Origin of the sequence: Vreelandella rituensis, assembly GCF_003336665.1 — a bacterium.
Lineage (GTDB): Bacteria > Pseudomonadota > Gammaproteobacteria > Pseudomonadales > Halomonadaceae > Vreelandella > Vreelandella rituensis.
In genome coordinates this window covers 69,122-87,994 of the sequence record NZ_QPIJ01000012.1, presented here as the reverse complement: position 1 = coordinate 87,994, position 18,873 = coordinate 69,122, and the positions used below count along the sequence as shown (strand labels likewise).

The window sequence follows — 18,873 nt, the reverse complement described above, 5'->3', positions numbered from 1 at the left end:
CAAGACAAGGCTGTAGAAGGCGAAAGCGCCTTTCCAACCGCAGGGTTGCTTACCCTGCGGAAAAACCAACGAAGGGACGCTGCTTCTGCGATTCGCGCCCCTTAATCCGACAGACTGCTAGGGTGGCCGCATGCCCCAGGTAGCCGCCGGTCAGGCCCTTGGAAAGCACCATGATGTCCGGTGTCACCTTGGCATGGTCGGCGGCGAACATCTTGCCGGTACGTCCGAACCCGGTGGCGACTTCATCGAAGATCAACAGCACATCGAATTCGTCACATAGCTGCCTGGCGCCTTTCACATAGTGCGGCGAGGTCATGTTCAGGCCGCCGGCCGCCTGTAGCAGTGGCTCCATCAACAGGGCCGCTATCTCATGATGATGCCGTTCGAGCACGGCACGCAGCGCTTGCAGGTCGTGGTCTACATCCGCCTTGTCGGCTTCGAAGGCGGCGGTGGGCGCCGGGGCAAAATGATGCTGGGGCAGGTAGCCGGAAAACAGCCCGTGCATGCCTTCTTCCGGGTCGCATACCGCCATGCAGCCTGCGGTGTCACCGTGATAGGCCTTCATCAGCGCGAGCATGCGGTGCTTGTGCGGCTTGCCCTGAAGACGGTGATATTGCACGGCCATTTTCATGGCCACTTCCATGCCCACCGAGCCGCTGTCGGAATAGAACACATGGTTCAGCCCGGCCGGGGTGATGCGTACCAGTTCCCGGGCCAGGCGGTCGGCAGGCTCATGGCTAAGCCCACCGAGCATCACATGGCAGAGTTCTCCGGCCTGGTCGCGAATGGCCTGGATCAGACGTGGATGGCCATAGCCGTGGATCATGCACCACCAGGAACAGGTGGCATCCAATAGCTGTTCGTCGGTTTCCAGGGTGAAGCAGGCGCCTTGGCCACCGCTGACCTTGGGCGCCGGTGTCTGGGTTTTCAGATGAGCGTAGGGATGCCAGATAGGCGACTGCATGGCGACTCCGTGGCAAGGGAAGTGGTGGAAAGGGCGGCGGCCTGCCGGGGAAGGTTGAGATAGGCAGCGGCCTTGGCGATGCGCAGCACCTCGGTTGACTCGCCAAGATGTGGAATCACGCCCAGGCAGACTGTCGTTGCAGACGCACCCAGCGTCCGTGAAAGCGTCGCCATGTTGGCGTCGAACAGAGCGTTATCCGCGGCAAACGCCGGATCGATGACCGTACCCACCCAACCGGCCAGCGTCAGGCCGTCGGCGCGGATGGCCTCGGCGGTCAAGCGCGCATGATTGAGACACCCCAGTTTCAATCCCACGACCAGAATCACCGGAAGCTCAAGCGCCCGGGGCAGCTCGCTCAGGTCTTCTCGATCGTTGAGTGGTACCCGCCAGCCGCCGGCGCCCTCTATCAGGGTGACATCAGGCGGGCTTGCCAGCGCCGGCTCAAGCGCCTGGAGTATCCCGGTCACGCTCAGTTCGGTTCCCGCCTGCTGTGCGGCCAGATGCGGGGCAATGGCCGGGGCGAAGGCGAAGGGGTTGATCCGAGCGTAGTCAAGTGGCGGGTAGCTTTGGGATTGAAGGCTCAGCGCATCGCTGTTGCGAAGCCCTTCAGGGGTTGAATGGCTGCCGGACGCGATGGGTTTCAGCCCCAGGGTACTCAGCCCCTGGGCACGGGCGCGGACCAAAAGGGCGGCGGTGACCAGGGTCTTGCCGACATCGGTATCGGTGCCGGTGACAAAATATCGGCTCATGAACGCGGCTTCTCCAGTCTCAGGGTCAAACGTTGGTAACTGACCGGAAGGCCTTGGGGCTCGCGCTTCAGTTCATAGCGTTGAGTGGCTTGGTTCAGCGCTTGGCGGGTCAGCCGCTGGCCGGGTCGGGCGACCTGTGCCCCGACCCCTTTGATCGAGGCCATCACTGCGACCATGTCCGGGTAGAAAAACCGTTCGGCCTGCGTCTGGTGGTGCCCCAGGGCAAGTCCTGCCTCTCGGGCGGCATTCAGGTAGTCCTGCCGGGAATGAAACTGCAGCAAGGCTTGCGGACGTTGCCAGGCGTCGGCGACTTCCTGGAGAGTGCCGGGCAGCAGGGTATTGATCAGCGCGAGGCTGCCGGGGCGCAATACCCGCTGTATTTCCTGCATTACCGGGAGGAGTGACGGACACCACTGAATGGCCAGGTTGGAAAATACCAGATCGATGGCGTTACCGGCCAAGGGCAGCTCGGCGGCATCCCCCTGTTGCCACTCCACCTGGTTGCCGTAGCGTTGCCGGGCAACTTGCAGCATGCCGGGGGCGATATCCATGCCGGTAACCCGGCTGTGTGCGCCGTAATGCTGTGCTAGCCGTGCGCTCCAGAGGCCGGGGCCGCAACCCAGGTCCAGCACCCGCAATGCCGAAGCAGGCAGCTGTCGCCAGAGTCTTTCTCCCATTTCAAGCTGTGCCATGGCCCGGGTATCGTAATGCGGCGCGGCGCGGGAAAAGGCGTGAGCCACTTGCTGGTGCCAAGTGCAGGCGGAAAACGGCAAGGGGGTGGCGGCACTCATGAATGCGCTTCCGGGACGGATGAATTAAGCATTGATGCTTTGGCCAGGCGAGCCAAGGTGAAGGCGAGCCGAACGGGCTGGGAGACCATGGGGCAATGTCCGACCCCTTCGAGCAAGAGGCCGTGCTTGCGCTGTTCGGGGCTCACCAGATGGTCCCGCCCGCCGTAGACATGCTGCACCGGGCACGGCGGCTGTTCGAGTATCCGGGTGGCATCCAGGGTGGCCAAGTGGCCAAGTCCGGCACGCAGCGTGGCGATATCGGCACTGGGGCGACTGCCGAGCAAGTCCCGCAAACGGCGGTGGGCGTCGCCTGGTTTGGGCTCGCCTTGGGTTTGCCAGCGTAGAAAATGCCGCCAAGTAGCTTCAGGGGCGCGCTCGAACGCTTTCTGGAAGGCACCCAGTTCGGTGTTGCTTACCCCGCCCAGCTGGCAGAATTTCGGTCCTGTTCCCAAGAGTATCAACGCCTTGGGTGGAGGGAGATGGCTCAATAAACAGGCCGCCAGCAAGCCGCCCAACGACCACCCGACCCAGATGCTCTCGGGGGATAAGGTATCGCGCATGGCTTCGGCCAGCGCCGCTAGGTCGTGCGCTTGGGGAGCGGAATCGTGCTCTGCGTAGCCCGGCCACTCCACGGTATTTACCTGGCAGTCGGCGGGCCAATGAGGCGCCAGCGGCTGCCACACCCGGGCGTTCACACCCCAGCCGGAAAGCAGCGTCAGGTGGATCATGAGCCGCTTTCGCGAGCTTGGCACTCGATCAGCGCACTTACCAAGCGGTCGATCTCATGGCGCTGATGGGTGGCTTTCAAGGTGATCCGCAGGCGAGCCTGCCCCTTGGGCACGGTGGGCTCGCGGATGGCACCTACCGCTATATGGTGCGAGTTCAACTGCTCGGCCCAGCGCATGGCCCGTTCAGTGTCGTGCAACATCAGCGGTTGGATGGGCGTCGATGACGCCGCGAGAGGCAAGTCGGCTTGCGCGGCGGCTTGGCGAAAATAGGCAATGTTGGCGTGCAGGCGAGTACGGCGCTCGGGCTCCTGCTCAAGTATCGTCAAGGCTTCCAGGGTGGCGGCGGCAATGGCCGGGGGTTGCGCGGTGGTATACACGTACCCACGGGCGTACTGAATCAGGTGTTCGATCAGCGCCTGGCTGCCGGCGACGAAAGCCCCGGCCGTGCCAAGCGCCTTGCCCAGCGTGCCCACCAGAATGGGTACCTGGTCGCAATCGTAGGCCCGGCCCACGCAACCATCGCCGTCGCTACCTAATACGCCTAGGCCATGGGCGTCGTCGATCATCAGCCAGGCCTGATGCGAAGCCGCGGTGGCGGCAAGCCCGGCAATGTCGGCGCTATCGCCATCCATGCTGAATACCCCGTCGCTTACCACCAGCTTGCGTTCTTCCCGGCTGCGAGCCAGCAGCAGGTGAAGATCATCCAGATCGCGATGATGAAAGCGCCGTGAACGAGCCCCGGCCAGGCGTGCGCCATCGAGCAGCGAGGCGTGATTGAGGCGATCTTGAAACACCGCGGTATGCGAATCGCAGAGTGCCTGGAGCACGCCCAGGTTGGCCATGTAGCCGGTGGAAAACAGCAGTGCCCGTGGGCGCCCCACCAGGGCGGCGAGGCGCTGCTCGAGCTCCTCGTGCACGGCGAGATGTCCGCTGACCAGATGCGACGCCCCTGCGCCGGCTCCCCAGCGCCTTGCGCCTTCGGCCTGGGTGGCGATCACTCGGGAATCAAGGGCCAGGCCGAGGTAATCGTTACCGGCAAAATCCAGGTAGCCCTTGCCCATCACCCGGCGTTGACGCCATAGGCCCTGCTCACGCCGGTTGAGCGCCTGCTGATCGAGCCAATGCCGCCAAGGGGAGTCGACGTCAGGCGCCACTGACATCCACCGCCAGGGCCGCCGCGCGTTGCTGGGTTTCCTGCTGGGCGATGGTCTGGGCGAGCTGCGCCTGGTGAAGGTCGTCACTTTGGCAGGTATCGCGACGCTCCGGGTGTAGGCCAAGCTTGGCGAACAATGCCTTGTCGCGATCGACCTGAGGATTGCCGGTGGTGAGCAGCTTGTCGCCGTAGAAAATCGAATTGGCACCGGCCATGAACGCCAGTGCCTGAGTGGATTCGCTCATCTGCTCGCGTCCGGCGGAAAGGCGTACGTGGCTTTGCGGCATGAGAATGCGCGCCACGGCAATGGCGCGGATGAATTCGATGGGGTCAAGATCCTCGACGTCTTCCAGCGGTGTACCGGGTACCTTGACCAGCATGTTGATGGGCACCGATTCTGGATGCGGTTCCAGTTTGGCCAGCTGTTGCAGCAAGGCGCTACGGTCACGGGGAGCTTCACCCATGCCTAGAATGCCGCCGGAGCAGACCTTCATGCCGGCTTCGCGCACATTGGCCAAGGTATCCAGGCGGTCGGCAAAGCTGCGGGTTGTGATGATCTCAGCGTAATAATCCGGGGAGGTGTCCAGGTTATGGTTGTAGTAATCCAGCCCCGCTTCGGAGAGGCGCTTGGCCTGGGCGGTATCCACCATGCCCAGCGTCATGCAGGTTTCAAGCCCCAGCGCCTTGACCCGGCTGACCATTTCCAGCACCACGTCCAGGTCTTTTTCCCGCGGACTTCTCCAGGCCGCGCCCATGCAGAAACGGCTGGCTCCGGCATCGATCGCCGCCTGAGCCTGCTCCACGACTTTCTCGATTTCCAGCAGCTTTTCCTTGTCCAGCTGGGTGTTGTAATGGCCGGACTGGGGGCAGTATTTGCAGTCTTCCGGGCAAGCACCGGTCTTGATCGAGAGCAGCGTCGAGATCTGAACCGCATTAGGATCGAAATGCGCACGATGCACCTGCTGAGCTTGGAACAGCAGGTCGTTGAACGGCAAGGCGAAGAGCGCATCGATCTCGTCCAGCGTCCAGTCGTGGCGGGGTTGGGTTGCAATGACCGGCATCTGGTAAACCTTTTATTTCTTGATAGTTGACGGCACCTTAAAACCTGACGGCTTTTCTAGTCAACCTGATTTTTGTTTTTGGTTTACGCGATGTGGCTGATTTCTCTCAAACCTGGCCGTCATGGTCTGTTCGTCACGCTCGGGCGTCTGCTTTATACTCGGCGGCCTTTCCTTATGGCTGGAGCCAGGATGCCGGATTCAGAAATCTCGTCAGCAATGTCAAGCGAACGCGAACGCGACCCCGCCACCGGGTATCCGAAACCGCCAAGCCGCGAGTTCAAGGCGCGGGGCAGCTTTGTCAAGCGTTGCACAGGGTGCAACTTGCCGGTCTTGAACTGCCTGTGTCCTTATCGGGTGGAGGCGCAAAGCGTTGCCCAGGTATGGCTGCTGACCCATTCCCTGGAACATAACAAACCCACCAATACCGGACGCTTGATTGGTGATGTGCTGCCCGAGACCCAGGTATTCACTTGGTATCGCACCACGCCGGATGAAGGGCTTCTGGCATTGCTGGCCGATAAGCGTTATGCGCCTTTTGTGATTTTCCCGGACGATCAGCCGGATTATGCCGATCGGGTGGTTAATATCGAGGCGGTACGGGAGGCCAAGGTCCAGGCTAAAATTCCGGTATTCGTCATCCTGGACGGCACTTGGCGCCAGGCGAGGCGAATGTTTCGCAAAAGCCCTTATCTGGAAAACCTGCCGGTATTACCGCTTTGTACTCAGCGGGAAACCCGCTATCGGCTACGCAAGCCGGCTTCCAGTGCGCACCTGTGTACGGCGGAAGTGGCCATAGAACTCTTGCGACAAAGTGGCGATGTGAACGCAGCGGAAGTGCTGGATGATTATTTCGAGGTGTTCAATGCAAGCTACGCGGCCAGCCGGGGCTATCACAAGCTCCATGAGCTTTCCCCGGCGATGCGGCGCCTGCTTGAGCGTCAGGCTTAGTCTTTTCAGGCAAGGCTCAGGCTTTTCAGGCAAGCGCCCAAGGGAGCGCTACCCGAACAGGGCGCCGGCAATGCGGAAGCCTGCGATCCAGGTGCCGGCGGCAGACCCCAGCGTTGCCAGCAGGAACACCAGCAGAGTGCGCGAGACACGGTTGGTCCACCACCCCTTGAGGGCGGTGACATCATGGCGCAGCGACGAGAAATCGCGCACCTTGGGCTTGCGCATGTAGAGCTCGACCCCGGCCGCGACGAACCCGGCACCCACGGTGGGGTTGAGTGAGGTTAGCGGCGCAGCAAAGAAGGTCGCAATGACCGTGAACGGATGCGCCAAGGCGACTAACGTCGCTGCTGCCGAGAGCACACCATTGATCAGGAACCATTCGATGACCAGTTGCCAGCCCAGGTTGGTGTCGCGTGAAAAGCCGATGAGAAAGCCGGTGAGTACCAGGGCGGTGATCAGCCAGGGCAGGGCTTTCCAGAGTTTTGACGGTGGCGGGGTGGCTTCAAGCGCTTCACGTTCCTGAGTGGGCGACTCCGGCAAGGGCGTGGAAAGGTGTTCCTGGGTGCCTTTCAGGTGACCGGCACCGAGTACCACCAGAACATTGCGATAACGCCCGGGCGGTGCTTCCTCGGCCAGGCGCAGCGCCATGTAACGGTCGCGCTCGCTGATCAAGGGAATATAGAGCGCTTCGGACTGTTCGGCAAACTCGTTGAAGGTGGCTTCGAGCATGTCGCCTTCCTTGAGCTTCTCGATGTCGGCACTGGAGATTTCCTGGCGCGAAAGCACGCTGCCCAGCAAGCCGGAAAACAGTGAAAAACGCTGCCACCAAGGCACGTTGCTGTAAATGCGCTTGAGCGTAATGCCCACGTCCCGGTCGATCAGCAGCAGCGGCAGTTCATGGCGGCGAGCCTCTTCCACCGCCGCCCGCATTTCCGCGCCGGGTTGAATGCCGGACTGGTCGGCGATGCGCTGCTGAAAGGCGCCCAGCGCCAGGCTGGCCGCGACCATACCGGCCTTGCCTTCACGAAAGATCTGAAACAGGTCCTGCTCACCCAGGGCGTCGGGATTTTCCAGGCTATGATGCCGGGCATCGCACAGCTCGATGGCCACGGCATCGAAGGCGCCGCCTTGAATCAAACCGCGAACGTCGTCGGCGCTCTGGGCCGAGACGTGGGCCGTACCCAACAGGGTGTAGCGGGTGTTGCCTACCGTGACCACCTGAAGGGGACCGCTGATAGTCGGCGCCTGGGTGGTGGCGTCCTGGGCATCGAAAGCCGGCGTTTGGGATTCGTCAGTCATTAACAAGCTCTCAATTCAATACGGGGAATACCGGCCCGTTCAGCGCCGCCAGAAGGCGGGAGTAAACAGCACCAATACGGTAAAAATTTCCAGGCGACCCAGCAGCATGGCAACGACCAGAATCCATTTGGCCAGTGCCGGCAGATTGCCGTAATGACTGGAGGCATCGCCCAGGGCGGGGCCGAGGTTGTTGAGGGCGGACCCCACGGTCGACCAGGCGGTCACCTGGTCCACACCGGTCGCCATCACCCCAACCAGCATCAAGAAAAACAGCAATACATACACCGAGAAAAAGCCCCAAACAGCCTGGGCGATACCATCGGGTACGCTGACCTTGCCTATTTTTACCGCAATCACGGCGTTGGGGTGGATCAGACGCATCACTTCGCGCATGCCCTGCTTGACGATCAGCAGAATGCGGATGACTTTCATGCCGCCGCCGGTGGAGCCGGAACAGCCGCCGACGAACGCCGCCATGAACAGCAGAAAGGGTAAAGCCCCCGGCCAGGCGGAAAAGTCGGCTACTCCGAAGCCCGCGGTGGTCGCCACGGAGACTACCTGGAATAACCCGTGGCGCAGGCCGCGCACGGTATCGTAGGTGTTGGTCAGCCATAGCGAAACGACCGTGATGACGGTCAGCCCGAGCAGAAACAACATCAGAAAACGCGCTTCGGGGTCCTGGAAATAATGCGTCAGGCGTTTTTCGCGCCAGGCGATGAAGTGCAGACTGAAGCTGAAGGCGGAAATCAGCATGAACCCCACGCAGATCAGCTCGATAGTGGCGCTATCGAAGTAACCGATACTCGCATCGTAAGTAGAAAACCCCCCGATCGCCACGGTGGAAAAGCTGTGGCCCAGAGCATCGAACCAGCTCATGCCGGCGGCCATGTAGGCCAGCATGCAAGTGATGGTCAGGGTGGCGTAGATATACCAGAGCGCCTTGGCGGTTTCGGTGATGCGCGGGGTGAGCTTGGAATCTTTCAGCGGGCCGGGGATTTCCGTGCGGTACAGGGCCATGCCGCCGACCCCCAGGGTAGGCAGAATCGCCACCGCCAGCACTACGATCCCCATTCCGCCCAGCCACTGTAGCTGCTGGCGGTAATAGAGAATCGATTCGGGTAGAAAATCGATACCGGTAATCACCGTGGCGCCGGTGGTGGTCAGGCCGGAGAAGGATTCGAAGACTGCATCGGTGATCGTCAGCGAACCTTCGCCGAACAGCATCAGTGGCAAGGAGCCGAACAGGGCCAGTACCGTCCAGAACATGGATGCAATCAAGAAACCATCACGGATGCGTAGTTCCTTGTGCTCGTTGCGGTTGGGCAGAAATAGTACCAGCCCGGTGGTCACGGTGATCACCACACCGATTGCGAAGGCATCCCAGACGCCGTCACGAAACCATAATGAAATCAGAATCGGGGGCAGCAAGGTCAGGCTGAACAGCATCAGCAGCAACCCAAGAATGCGCAGAATGACTCTTAGGCTCATGGCGTAGGCCTTCCGGTCGGCTGTCTCGAAGCAACGTTACTCATCAGAAGAAGCTCAATCCGACTTGGAAAAGCCGCTCCACGTCACGAATTCGGCGTTTATCGATGACGAACAGGATGACATGGTCGCCGGATTCCACGACCACGTCGTCATGGGCGATCAGCACTTCCTTGCCACGCACGATGGCGCCGATGGTAGTGCTTTCCGGCAGGTCGATCTCGCCGATGGCCCGGCCGACCACTTTTGAGGACTGCTTGTCGCCGTGGGCAATGGCTTCGATGGCTTCCGCCGCGCCCCGGCGCAGGGAGTGAACGTTGACGATATCACCGCGGCGCACGTGGGTGAGCAAGCTGCCGATGGTGGCCTGTTGTGGTGAGATGGCGATATCGATTTCGCCACCCTGAACCAGGTCCACGTAGGCGGCGTTATTGATCAGGGTAAGGACTTTCTTGGCCCCCAGGCGCTTGGCCAGCAGCGACGACATGATGTTGACTTCGTCGTCGTTGGTCAGGGCGCAGAAGATGTCACAGTCTTCGATATTCTCTTCTTCGAGCAGGCGCTTGCTGGTGGCGCTGCCGTGGAGCACCACGGTGCGGTCAAGGCGTTCGGAAAGCTGCGTGCAGCGCTCCAGGCTGTGTTCGATGATCTTGACCTGGTGGCTGTGTTCGAGGTGTTCGGCCAGGCGCTCGCCGATATTGCCACCGCCAGCGATCACCACGCGGCGAAAGTCACGCTCGACGCGGCGCAGCTCGCTCATTACCGCGCGAATATCGCGCCGGGCGGCGAGAAAGAATACTTCGTCATCAGACTCGATCACGGTGTTTCCGCGTGGAATGATCGGCCGGTTACGCCGATAGATGGCGGCCACCCGGGTGTCCACGTTGGGCATGTGACGGCGCAGAAAAGCTAGGTCCTGTCCTACCAGCGGCCCGCCGTAAAACGCCTTGACCGCGACCAGCTGGACCAGCCCTCCGGCAAACTCCAGCACCTGGAGAGCACCGGGGTGCTCGATCAGGCGGCGTACATGGTCGGTGACCACTTGCTCCGGGCTGATCAAAACGTCGATCGGCACCGCTTCATGCGCGAATAGACCCTTGCGGGTGAGGTAGGCGGTGGCGCGTACCCGGGCGATCTTGGTGGGGGTGCGAAACAGGGTGTGGGCCACCTGGCAGGCGATCATGTTGACTTCGTCGGAGTTGGTGACGGCGATCAGCATGTCGGCATCGGCGCAGCCGGCCTGACGCAATACCATGGGGTAGGAACCGGCCCCGGTGACCGTGCGGATATCCAGCTTGGTGTGCAGCTCGCGCAGTCGGGCACCGTCGGTATCCACCACGGTAATGTCATTTTCTTCGCGGGCCAGGTGCTCCGCCAAGGTACCGCCGACTTGGCCGGCGCCGAGAATGATGATTTTCATCGTGTCACCCTATCCGTCGCTAAGCACCGACGCGAATTGTGCGGCGCAATAAATCGGCGGCCAGTGTAAACCAGCCGCCGATGAAAAGCAGGTAGGTGACGCTTATTCCAGCGTAAAACCGACCTTGAGGGTGACTTGCCAGTGGGCCACCTGACCGTCTTCGATATGGCCTCGGGTGTCGGTCACTTCAAACCAGCGCATGTGCTTGAGTGATTGCGAGGCCTTGGCCAAGGCATTTTTTACCGCCTCATCCGAGCTGACTTCCGAGGTGCCGGTAAGCTCTACATGCTTGTAGGTATGATGACTCATGAGCTCTCCCTGTTTTGCTAGTGAAATAAGCGCTAGTGAGACAAACGCTTGAACCTACCCTCGAAGTGGTGCTGTCATAAAGCTCATTCTTGGGCGTTCAAGTCGTTTATCACGCAGGGCGCTTTTCTAGTCTGGCATAGAAGAAGCCATCGTGGCTGCCCTCTACGGGAAACAATTGGCGACCGCTGCCGCTTGCCTGGCCCCAGGCGACATCCTCGGGTGTGGTGACCGCCGCATCAGGGGTGCGCTCAAGAAAAGCATTGATCTGATCGCAGTTCTCCTGCGGCAATACCGAACAAGTGGCATACAGCAGTGTGCCACCTGGGCGGAGCATCGGCCAGAGGCTATCCAGAAGCTCGGCCTGTAGCTTGGCCAGAGAACGGATGTCTTCCTTGCGCCGCAAGCGCTTGATATCCGGATGGCGACGAATCACCCCGGTACCCGAGCAGGGCGCATCCAGCAGGATGGCGTCAAACGGCGTGGCGTCCCACCAATCGTTCTGGGTGGCATCGGCATGGATCAGCTGCGCCTTGAGCCCCAGCCGCTCCAGGGTGTCTTCCACGCGGGCCAGGCGGGTGTTGTCGCTGTCGATAGCGGTCAAGGCGCTGTCGAATTGCTCCAGCAGGTGCGCCGTCTTGCCACCGGGGGCACAGCAGGCATCCAGCACGCGTGCGCCGGGGCGCGGCGCCAGGGCCGGGCCGAGCAGGTTGGCGCTAAGCTGAGCCGCTTCATCCTGAACGCTGACATGCCCCTGGGCAAAGCCGGGCAGAGCGCTGACGTCGCAGGGTGTGTGCAAGGTGATGCCGTCCGGTGCATGAGGGCATAGCGTGCCGGAGAAACCGTTTTCGGTGAGCATCTCGATATAGGCTTCACGATCCAGGTGGCGGCGATTGACGCGCAAGGTCATCGGTCCCGGCTGGTTATTGGCCTGGGCTATTTCGCGCCATTGTTGCGGCCAAGCATGACGCAATGCATCGAGCAGCCAGGCAGGATGTTCCAGCGCCACGTTGGGATCCTGGTCGACCTCTTCCTGCAGGGCTTCTGACTCGCGTTGCAGCCGGCGCAAGCAGCCGTTGAGCACCCGAGTGGCCCAGCTCTTGCCTAAAAGGCGGGCGGCACCGGCGGTTTCTCCCACGGCGGCGTGAGCGGGAATGCGCAGATACAACAGCTGATAGATGCCCAGCAATAGCAGCGCCTGGACATCACTGTCCCGGCGCTTGAGCGGTTGCTTGAGAAGCAGGGAGGCAAGCGCTTCGAGTCGTGGCAGGCTGCGGCAGGTACCGAAACACAGGGCCTTGAGCAGGCTACGGTCGCGAGCGACCACGCTGAATTCATCCAAGGCGGCAAGCGAGCCTTGATCGGTGATCACCGGCACCAGGGCGCGAGCGGCGGCGGCGCGGACTTCCTGGCCGCTGCCCGCCGCAGGAGCGTTATGACGTGAGCTATTATGCGAGCTGTTACGGCTCATGGGGTAACTCCTTGGTCGCTAGCGCCTAGGCGTGAGCCTGGTACCAGACGTGGATGCCGGGCGTTGAGTAAGTCGCGAACGGCCATGGCTTTGCCACCGGACAGTTGGGCGCGGCTGATTTCGAGGGTTTCCTCGCCCTGCGGTCCGCAGGCAACCCGCAGGCAATCGTCGCCGGGTGTCAGCAGCGTTCCTGGTGGAGTGGCTTCCTGGGCAGGCTCCCCCGCTTGCGCCATCAACAGGCGCAAGCGTTCATCACCCAAGGCGCACCAGGCCACCGGCCAGGGGTTGAAGGCACGCACCTTGGCGGCCAGGGTGGCGGCGCCTTGGGTGAAGTCCAGCTCGGCTTCGGCCTTGGAAAGCTTGGCCGCGTAGGTCACGCCATCCTCAGACTGGGGACTGGGGGTCATCTTGCCTTCAGCGACGCCTTCCAGGGCATCTATCAGCGCGGTGGCTCCCAGGGTGGCCAGGGAGTCGTGGAGTTCGCCACCGGTGGTGGTCGCGGTGATCGGGGTACGCGCTTCGAGCAGCACCGCGCCGGTATCCAGGCCTTCATCCATCTGCATGATGGCGACACCTGACTCCGGGTCGCCGGCTTCAATGGCCCGCTGAATGGGCGCGGCCCCACGCCAGCGGGGTAGAAGCGACGCATGCACATTGAGGCACCCCAGCCGGGGAATTTCCAGCACCGCCTTGGGCAGCAGCAGCCCATAGGCCACCACGACCATGATGTCGGGTTGCAGGTCGGCGAGTTGTGACTGGGCCTCGGCGGCCTTGAGCGAGGCGGGCTGGTACACCGGTAATTCATGCTCAAGGGCCAATTGCTTGACCGGGCTGGGCGTCAGCTTACGCCCACGCCCGGCGGGTCGATCGGGCTGAGTGTACACCGCGATGACCTGATGGCGGCTTTCCAGCAAGGCAGCAAGACTGGCGGCGGCGAAATCCGGGGTGCCGGCAAAGACAATGCGCAACGGTCGAGACATGAAAACAAGCACCTGAGGAGTGTGAGCGTGATTATAAAGCCTAACTTAACGACAAAGGCCGAGAAAACAAGCTTGAAAGCAGTTTTCTCGGCCCGACACGAGTCGCGCTGGTTGGATTGGACAGCCTGACGGTTAAGCGAAGGGGGTCAGGCGTCCTGCAGTTGCTTGTGGCGTTTCTGCATTTTCTTCATGATCCGGTCGCGCTTGAGCGGCGATAGATAGTCGACGAACAGCACACCTTCGAGGTGGTCATGCTCATGTTGAATGCAGTGGGCCAGCAGACCGTCGGCTTCGAGTTCAAACGGTTCACCGTGACGATCCAGGGCGGTGACATGCACTTTCAATGCGCGGGAAACGTCGGCGTAGTATTCGGGAATCGACAGGCAGCCTTCCTGCAGCGGCTCGCGTTCTTCACCCAGGGGGGTGTAAACCGGATTGATGAAGACCCGCGGGCTGGAGCGGTCGTCGCTGACGTCCATCACGATCACGCGGCGATGGATGTCAACCTGGGTGGCGGCAAGGCCGATGCCGTTGGCGTCGTACATCGTTTCCAGCATATCGTCGACCAGCCGGCGTACGTCGTCGTCCACGGTTTCCACGGCAATCGCCTTGGTGCGCAGGCGCTCATCGGGGAATTCAAGAATGGGTAATTTGGCCATGGCGTTGGAATCACCGTTGTGCTGATGTCTGTAAGGCATATTCTAGGCAGCGGGGACGTTCCGGGGAACCACCCAATACCTATCATCATGATAGCGTGAGACTATACCATGCCGAGAATGTTCCTTGGAGGCAGGTGCGAGTGAATACATACAGCAAAGATTCCAACACCGGGTGCCGGGCGCAGCGCAGGTTGCGTCGGCTGACGGCTTGTCTGATTGCCGCCATCGGTGTGGTGGGGGGAACCGGTTCGGCGGCGGCGCAAGCACTCGATTGGAATAACCTGCATCACTCCGCCCCCGAGCGCTATACCGTGGTATCCGGCGATACCTTGTGGGACATCGCCGGGCGCTTTCTGGAAAGCCCCTGGCAGTGGCCTGAGTTATGGCGGGAAAACCCGCAGATTGCCAATCCTCATCGTATCTACCCCGGCGATCACCTGACCCTGCATGACTGCAACGGCAGCCCTTGCGTGAAGCTCGAGCGAGGCCGCAATGTCGTCAAGCTGTCACCTCAAATGCGCACGACCCCCGCACGCGAAGCCATCGAACCGATCCCGCTGAATATCACCCGTGCCTTCCTCAATGACCACCGGGTGGTGAATGATCCGGAAAGCCTCGATGAACTGGCGTATGTGGTGGCGGGCGACGATCGGCGCTTGATCAGCGGTGCCGGGGATCGCCTCTATGCCCGAGGCCGTGTCAGCGGTAGCGGGCGCTTCGGTATCTATCGCATGGGGGAGGCCTATCTGTCCCCGGAAGGTGACTTTCTGGGCCAGGAACTCGAAGGCATCGGTGAGGCGCGGCATGTACGCACCGAAGGCGATATCGTCCAGCTGGAATTACTCGAAACCCGCCGCGAAGTTCGCAACAACGATATCGTCCTGCCGCTGGAAAGCCGTACGCTGCTAAGCGAATTTCAGCCGCGCCCGCCTCTCAATGACATTGAAGGAAGCATTATCGCCGCGCCGGGCGGGGTGCGCTTCATTGGGCGGCTACAGGTCGTCACTCTAAATCGCGGCACTCTGCACGGCTTGCAGCCGGGGCATGTGCTGCGGGTGGAGCAGCAAGGCGAACGGGTGCATGACCCCCGTACTCAGGAAGTGCTGCAATTGCCTGGCGAAGAGGCCGGGGCGGTACTGGTATTTCGGCCTTACGATCAAGTGAGTTATGCCTTGGTGATGCGCGCCTCACGTTCACTCGAAGTGGGCGACCGCGTGCACCGGCCGGATTGATCGTGGCATTGAAGTGAGCTGGATAAAAACAAATCAAGGAGGACGTATGGGTGCCAGGGAATGGTTGGTAGTGGCCTCGCTGCCCGGTATGGGGCCGCTGCGTATTGCCGAACTTGCCGCCCGCGAACCCAAATGGCCACAAGGTTGGCTTGCCGGGATGCCCCAGAAAGCCGCCCAGGCACTTCGGCTATGGCTTGAACATCCCGCGCGCAGCCCGCTGAGAGACATCCTCGAATACACCCAAGCCTGGCTGGATGGCGCACCCGGGCGCCATTTGCTGCATCCGGATCACCCGGATTGGCCGACATTGCTCAGGCAGTTGCCCGACCCGCCGGCGGTGCTGTGGGTGCAAGGTGATCTCCAGGCACTGAACTCGCCCACCCTTGTCGTGGTGGGTACCCGCCGGCCCACCCAGGAAGGGGTGGACAACGCTAGGGCTTTCGCCAGGGAGCTTTCCCGGCGTGGCTGGTGCATCGTCAGTGGGATGGCGCTGGGCGTAGACGGCATCGCCCAGCAGGCGGCACTGGATGCCGGTGGCGCCAGCGTGGCGGTGCTGGGGTGTGGTACGGATGTGATATATCCACCGCGGCATCGTGAATTGCATCAACGTCTAACCGAAACGCCAGGCGGGCTGTTGCTTTCCGAGCACCCGCCGGGTACCCGGGCCCGGCCGGCGTTTTTCCCTCGCCGTAACCGGATCGTCACCGGCCTGTCTCTGGGCGTGTTGGTGGTGGAAGCGGCGGAAAAAAGCGGTTCGCTGGTCAGCGCGCGCCTGGCGCTGGAACAGGACCGCGAGCTGTTTGCGCTGCCGGGCTCGATTCACAACGTTCAGGCGCGCGGCTGTCTCAATCTCATCCGTGAAGGCCACGCCCATCTGGTGCGTGACGCCCAGGACATTCTGGGCGAGCTTGGGCACTGGGCCTCCAGCTTTCTTCCCTCTGATGCTCTCATGGCTATCGACACGACAGACCCATTATTGACCACTGCGCCATCAGCACCGTCCGAAAACCCCACAACCGGGATGGAAGGGCCGCTGCCGGACGATCTGCTGCGCTGGCTGAGTGCCTCGCCCACCCCCAACGATGCGCTGGTACAGGCATCCGACGTGTCGGTCAGCGACTGCCAGCAACGCCTGCTGATGCTCGAACTGGATGGCTGGGTCACGCAGCAGGCCGGTGGCTGGGTGCGCCTGCCGCCTGCGTGATACCATGCCAAAGCGCTTGATTCCAACTCTCAGGAGAACAGATGAACCAGGCTTTCGACCTTGAAACCGCTGTTGGCGCCCTGCGCAGTGGCGGTGTGATCGCTTGCCCCACCGAAGCGGTATGGGGGCTTAGCTGTGACCCGGATAACGATGCCGCCCTGGCTCGGCTGATGCGCCTCAAAGAGCGAGACCCGGCCAAGGGCGTGATACTGGTGGCGGCCCATATCGACCAGTTTCAATCCTGGCTTGAAGGGTTGCCGCTAGCCCTGCATGCACCCCTGGTGGCCAGCTGGCCGGGGCCGAATACCTGGTTGGTGCCCGATAACGGCCGCAGCCACGGTCTGGTGCGTGGCGCCCATAGCCGGGTGGCGTTGCGTGTGACCGACCACCCCGGCATGGCTGCCTTGTGCGACGCCTTTGGTGGGCCGCTGGTCTCGACCTCAGCCAACCGCACCGGCGAGTCACCGGCGATGAGCTCTGATGAGGTCGTGGGGATTTTCGGCGATCAACTGGATGGCGTCCTGGATGGCAAGCTGGGCGGGAATTCTCGTCCCAGCCGCATTCGTGACCTGGTCAGCGGCCAGGTGTTGCGCGAATGATGGGCGCTATTTTGACTAACGGACTCTAAGCGAGGAGGCAGCGTGACTCATGAGCGTCTCGATGATGTAAAACACTACCTGCTGGACTTGCAGGATCGTCTCTGTGAAGGCCTGGCGGCGGCGGATGGTGTGGGTCATTTCAAGGAAGACAACTGGCAGCGCGAAGACGGCGGAGGCGGTCGCTCTCGAGTGATCGAGAACGGTGCCCTGTTCGAAAAGGGCGGGATCAATTTCTCGCATGTGTACGGTGCCACCTTGCCCCCTTCAGCGACGGCCGCTCGGCCGGAATTGGCCGGGCGCAGTTTTCATGCGGTGGGCGTCTCCTGGGTGATGCATCCCCATAACCCCCATGTACCCACCAGCCACGGCAATGTGCGCTTTTTTATCGCCGAGAAGGAGGGCGAACCGCCGGTATGGTGGTTCGGGGGCGGCTTCGACCTGACGCCGTTCTATCCGGTGCTCGAAGATGTGCTGCATTGGCACCGCGTATCGCGAGCCGCCTGCCTGCCGTTCGGGGAAGAGGTTTATCCACGCTACAAGGCCTGGTGCGACGAGTACTTCTTTCTCAAGCATCGCGAGGAGACCCGCGGAGTAGGGGGGCTGTTCTTCGATGACTTGAACGACTGGGGCTTTGAAACCTGCTTCGCCTTCCAGCGCGCCGTGGGCGACAGCTTTCTGGACGCCTACCTGCCGATTGTCGAGCGGCGGCGTCATTATCAATGGGGCGAACGCGAACGCGATTTTCAGCTTTATCGGCGTGGGCGTTATGTCGAATTCAATCTGGTATGGGATCGTGGCACCCTATTCGGACTGCAAAGCGGTGGGCGCACCGAATCCATTCTGATGTCGTTGCCGCCACTGGCTCGGTGGGAATACGACTGGCAACCCGACCCCGAGAGCCCTGAAGCCGTGCTTACCCGAGACTACCTCATTCCCCGCGACTGGCTCGATGAAGCCGCTCAGGGGGAAAATTCAGCCCAGGAGCCTTCAATATGACGGACCGTTACTGCGTATTCGGCCATCCGGTCGAGCACTCCAAGTCACCGTTGATTCATGCGGAATTCGCCCACCAGACCGGCCAGTCCATTGAGTATTCCGCCATTGAGGCACCGCTGGATGGCTTTGTCGACGCTTGGCGGCAGTTTGTGGCCGACGGCGGGCGAGGCGCCAACGTGACCCTGCCGTTTAAGCAAACCGCCTTTGAAATGTGCGATACCCTGAGTCATCGCGCCAAGCGCGCCGGGGCGGTCAATACCCTGATCCTGGGCGGCAACGGGCGCACTTACGGCGATACGACCGACGGCGTGGGGCTGGTGCGGGATCTGGCCTACCACCGGCTGGAACTGGCTGGCAAACGAATCCTGGTGCTAGGCGCGGGGGGGGCGGTGCGCGGTCTTCTCGAGCCACTGCTGCAAAAAGCGCCGAGCGAGGTGGTCATCGCCAACCGCACGGCCACGAAGGCGCAGCAATTGGCCGATGACTTCGCCGATCTGGGCAAGGTTCAGGGCGGTGGTTACGAGGATATTCAAGGCACTTTCGATCTGGTGATCAACGGCACCAGCGCCAGCCTTGCAGGCGACTTGCCGCCCTTGCCGGAGCAACTTTTCAACAAGGGCGGCTGGGCCTACGACATGATGTACGGCTCAGAGCCGACGGTGTTTCTGCAATGGGCCGGGCCGCGTGGCGCCAAGCTGCTCGATGGATTGGGAATGCTGGTGGAACAGGCCGCGGAATCGTTTTTTCTGTGGCGTAACGTTCACCCGGATACCAGCATGGTGCGCGACACCCTGCGTCAGTCGCTGAATTACTGAAGCTTTGATACCC

Annotated in this window: 18 protein-coding genes and 1 pseudogene; 6 read left to right on the top strand and 13 right to left on the bottom strand. The window is 61.7% G+C overall.

Annotated features, from left to right (window positions below; all coding sequences use genetic code 11):
• Window positions 1-103: 103 nt before the first annotated feature.
• The 6 genes and pseudogenes from DU506_RS07550 to bioB all read right to left on the bottom strand — a co-directional run.
• A pseudogene (locus DU506_RS07550) lies at window positions 104-964 on the bottom strand (aminotransferase class III-fold pyridoxal phosphate-dependent enzyme); the annotation flags it as partial.
• Entirely contained in the window at window positions 928-1,713 is a 786-nt protein-coding gene (gene bioD / locus DU506_RS07545) for a dethiobiotin synthase (RefSeq protein WP_114486322.1), read from the bottom strand. The pseudogene DU506_RS07550 and the gene bioD, both read right to left, overlap by 37 nt.
• Window positions 1,710-2,504, bottom strand: a complete 795-nt coding sequence (locus DU506_RS07540; RefSeq protein WP_114486321.1) for a methyltransferase domain-containing protein — start codon at window positions 2,502-2,504, stop codon at window positions 1,710-1,712. Before DU506_RS07540 ends, bioD begins: the two co-directional genes overlap by 4 nt.
• On the bottom strand, window positions 2,501-3,232 hold the full coding sequence (locus tag DU506_RS07535; RefSeq protein ID WP_114486320.1) for an alpha/beta fold hydrolase: 732 nt from the start codon (window positions 3,230-3,232) through the stop codon (window positions 2,501-2,503). Before DU506_RS07535 ends, DU506_RS07540 begins: the two co-directional genes overlap by 4 nt.
• Window positions 3,229-4,392, bottom strand: coding sequence for an 8-amino-7-oxononanoate synthase (gene bioF / locus DU506_RS07530; protein WP_114486319.1), 1,164 nt, complete (start codon window positions 4,390-4,392; stop codon window positions 3,229-3,231). The genes DU506_RS07535 and bioF overlap by 4 nt, the downstream gene beginning before the upstream one ends.
• Window positions 4,376-5,446, bottom strand: coding sequence for a biotin synthase BioB (gene bioB / locus DU506_RS07525; RefSeq protein WP_114486318.1), 1,071 nt, complete (start codon window positions 5,444-5,446; stop codon window positions 4,376-4,378). The genes bioF and bioB overlap by 17 nt, the downstream gene beginning before the upstream one ends.
• 189 nt (window positions 5,447-5,635) lie before the next feature.
• On the opposite strand from bioB, the gene DU506_RS07520 reads away from it, so the two are divergent.
• Entirely contained in the window at window positions 5,636-6,394 is a 759-nt protein-coding gene (locus DU506_RS07520) for a tRNA-uridine aminocarboxypropyltransferase (RefSeq protein ID WP_114486317.1), read from the top strand.
• 48 nt (window positions 6,395-6,442) lie between these two features.
• Here the strand turns inward: DU506_RS07520 and DU506_RS07515 are convergent, their stop codons facing one another.
• The 7 genes from DU506_RS07515 to def all read right to left on the bottom strand — a co-directional run bounded on the left by DU506_RS07515 (window position 6,443) and on the right by def (window position 14,014).
• A complete protein-coding gene (locus DU506_RS07515) occupies window positions 6,443-7,693 on the bottom strand; it encodes a TraB/GumN family protein (RefSeq protein WP_114486316.1) in 1,251 nt (416 codons plus the stop codon).
• Window positions 7,694-7,732: 39 nt separating this feature from the next.
• Window positions 7,733-9,181: a TrkH family potassium uptake protein gene (locus DU506_RS07510; protein WP_114486315.1), complete on the bottom strand. Its 1,449-nt coding sequence runs from the start codon at window positions 9,179-9,181 to the stop codon at window positions 7,733-7,735.
• Between the two features lie 43 nt (window positions 9,182-9,224).
• Window positions 9,225-10,598 carry a Trk system potassium transporter TrkA gene (gene trkA / locus DU506_RS07505; protein WP_114486314.1) on the bottom strand — a complete coding sequence of 458 codons (1,374 nt, stop codon included), beginning with the start codon at window positions 10,596-10,598 and terminating at the stop codon, window positions 9,225-9,227.
• 102 nt (window positions 10,599-10,700) lie between these two features.
• A complete protein-coding gene (locus DU506_RS07500; protein ID WP_114486313.1) occupies window positions 10,701-10,907 on the bottom strand; it encodes a dodecin in 207 nt (68 codons plus the stop codon).
• Between the two features lie 109 nt (window positions 10,908-11,016).
• Window positions 11,017-12,375, bottom strand: a complete 1,359-nt coding sequence (gene rsmB / locus DU506_RS07495; protein ID WP_114486312.1) for a 16S rRNA (cytosine(967)-C(5))-methyltransferase RsmB — start codon at window positions 12,373-12,375, stop codon at window positions 11,017-11,019.
• Window positions 12,372-13,355, bottom strand: a complete 984-nt coding sequence (gene fmt / locus DU506_RS07490; protein ID WP_114486311.1) for a methionyl-tRNA formyltransferase — start codon at window positions 13,353-13,355, stop codon at window positions 12,372-12,374. The genes rsmB and fmt overlap by 4 nt, the downstream gene beginning before the upstream one ends.
• 146 nt (window positions 13,356-13,501) lie before the next feature.
• Complete coding sequence (gene def, locus DU506_RS07485; RefSeq protein WP_114486332.1) at window positions 13,502-14,014, bottom strand: peptide deformylase; 513 nt, start codon at window positions 14,012-14,014, stop codon at window positions 13,502-13,504.
• A 212-nt stretch (window positions 14,015-14,226) separates the two neighbouring features.
• Between def and DU506_RS07480 the strand changes: the two genes are divergently transcribed.
• From DU506_RS07480 to aroE, 5 genes are read left to right on the top strand one after another with little or no spacing between them, the layout of a single operon-like run.
• A complete protein-coding gene (locus tag DU506_RS07480) occupies window positions 14,227-15,246 on the top strand; it encodes a LysM peptidoglycan-binding domain-containing protein (RefSeq protein WP_415843571.1) in 1,020 nt (339 codons plus the stop codon).
• Between the two features lie 46 nt (window positions 15,247-15,292).
• Entirely contained in the window at window positions 15,293-16,450 is a 1,158-nt protein-coding gene (gene dprA, locus DU506_RS07475; protein WP_114486310.1) for a DNA-processing protein DprA, read from the top strand.
• Between the two features lie 41 nt (window positions 16,451-16,491).
• Entirely contained in the window at window positions 16,492-17,049 is a 558-nt protein-coding gene (tsaC, locus tag DU506_RS07470) for an L-threonylcarbamoyladenylate synthase type 1 TsaC (RefSeq protein WP_114486309.1), read from the top strand.
• A 42-nt stretch (window positions 17,050-17,091) separates the two neighbouring features.
• Complete coding sequence (hemF, locus tag DU506_RS07465) at window positions 17,092-18,045, top strand: oxygen-dependent coproporphyrinogen oxidase (protein ID WP_114486308.1); 954 nt, start codon at window positions 17,092-17,094, stop codon at window positions 18,043-18,045.
• Window positions 18,042-18,860 (top strand): shikimate dehydrogenase, encoded by an 819-nt coding sequence (gene aroE / locus DU506_RS07460; protein WP_114486307.1) that lies wholly within the window; start codon window positions 18,042-18,044, stop codon window positions 18,858-18,860. The genes hemF and aroE overlap by 4 nt, the downstream gene beginning before the upstream one ends.
• The last annotated feature ends 13 nt before the right edge of the window (window positions 18,861-18,873 follow it).

Coding starts and splice junctions, on each gene's coding strand:
- bioD (WP_114486322.1), bottom strand. CDS start 1,713: ATGAGCCGATATTTTGTCACCGGCACCGATACCGATGTCGGCAAGACC.
- DU506_RS07540 (WP_114486321.1), bottom strand. CDS start 2,504: ATGAGTGCCGCCACCCCCTTGCCGTTTTCCGCCTGCACTTGGCACCAG.
- DU506_RS07535 (WP_114486320.1), bottom strand. CDS start 3,232: ATGATCCACCTGACGCTGCTTTCCGGCTGGGGTGTGAACGCCCGGGTG.
- bioF (WP_114486319.1), bottom strand. CDS start 4,392: ATGTCAGTGGCGCCTGACGTCGACTCCCCTTGGCGGCATTGGCTCGAT.
- bioB (WP_114486318.1), bottom strand. CDS start 5,446: ATGCCGGTCATTGCAACCCAACCCCGCCACGACTGGACGCTGGACGAG.
- DU506_RS07520 (WP_114486317.1), top strand. CDS start 5,636: ATGCCGGATTCAGAAATCTCGTCAGCAATGTCAAGCGAACGCGAACGC.
- DU506_RS07515 (WP_114486316.1), bottom strand. CDS start 7,693: ATGACTGACGAATCCCAAACGCCGGCTTTCGATGCCCAGGACGCCACC.
- DU506_RS07510 (WP_114486315.1), bottom strand. CDS start 9,181: ATGAGCCTAAGAGTCATTCTGCGCATTCTTGGGTTGCTGCTGATGCTG.
- trkA (WP_114486314.1), bottom strand. CDS start 10,598: ATGAAAATCATCATTCTCGGCGCCGGCCAAGTCGGCGGTACCTTGGCG.
- DU506_RS07500 (WP_114486313.1), bottom strand. CDS start 10,907: ATGAGTCATCATACCTACAAGCATGTAGAGCTTACCGGCACCTCGGAA.
- rsmB (WP_114486312.1), bottom strand. CDS start 12,375: ATGAGCCGTAACAGCTCGCATAATAGCTCACGTCATAACGCTCCTGCG.
- fmt (WP_114486311.1), bottom strand. CDS start 13,355: ATGTCTCGACCGTTGCGCATTGTCTTTGCCGGCACCCCGGATTTCGCC.
- def (WP_114486332.1), bottom strand. CDS start 14,014: ATGGCCAAATTACCCATTCTTGAATTCCCCGATGAGCGCCTGCGCACC.
- dprA (WP_114486310.1), top strand. CDS start 15,293: ATGGGTGCCAGGGAATGGTTGGTAGTGGCCTCGCTGCCCGGTATGGGG.
- tsaC (WP_114486309.1), top strand. CDS start 16,492: ATGAACCAGGCTTTCGACCTTGAAACCGCTGTTGGCGCCCTGCGCAGT.
- aroE (WP_114486307.1), top strand. CDS start 18,042: ATGACGGACCGTTACTGCGTATTCGGCCATCCGGTCGAGCACTCCAAG.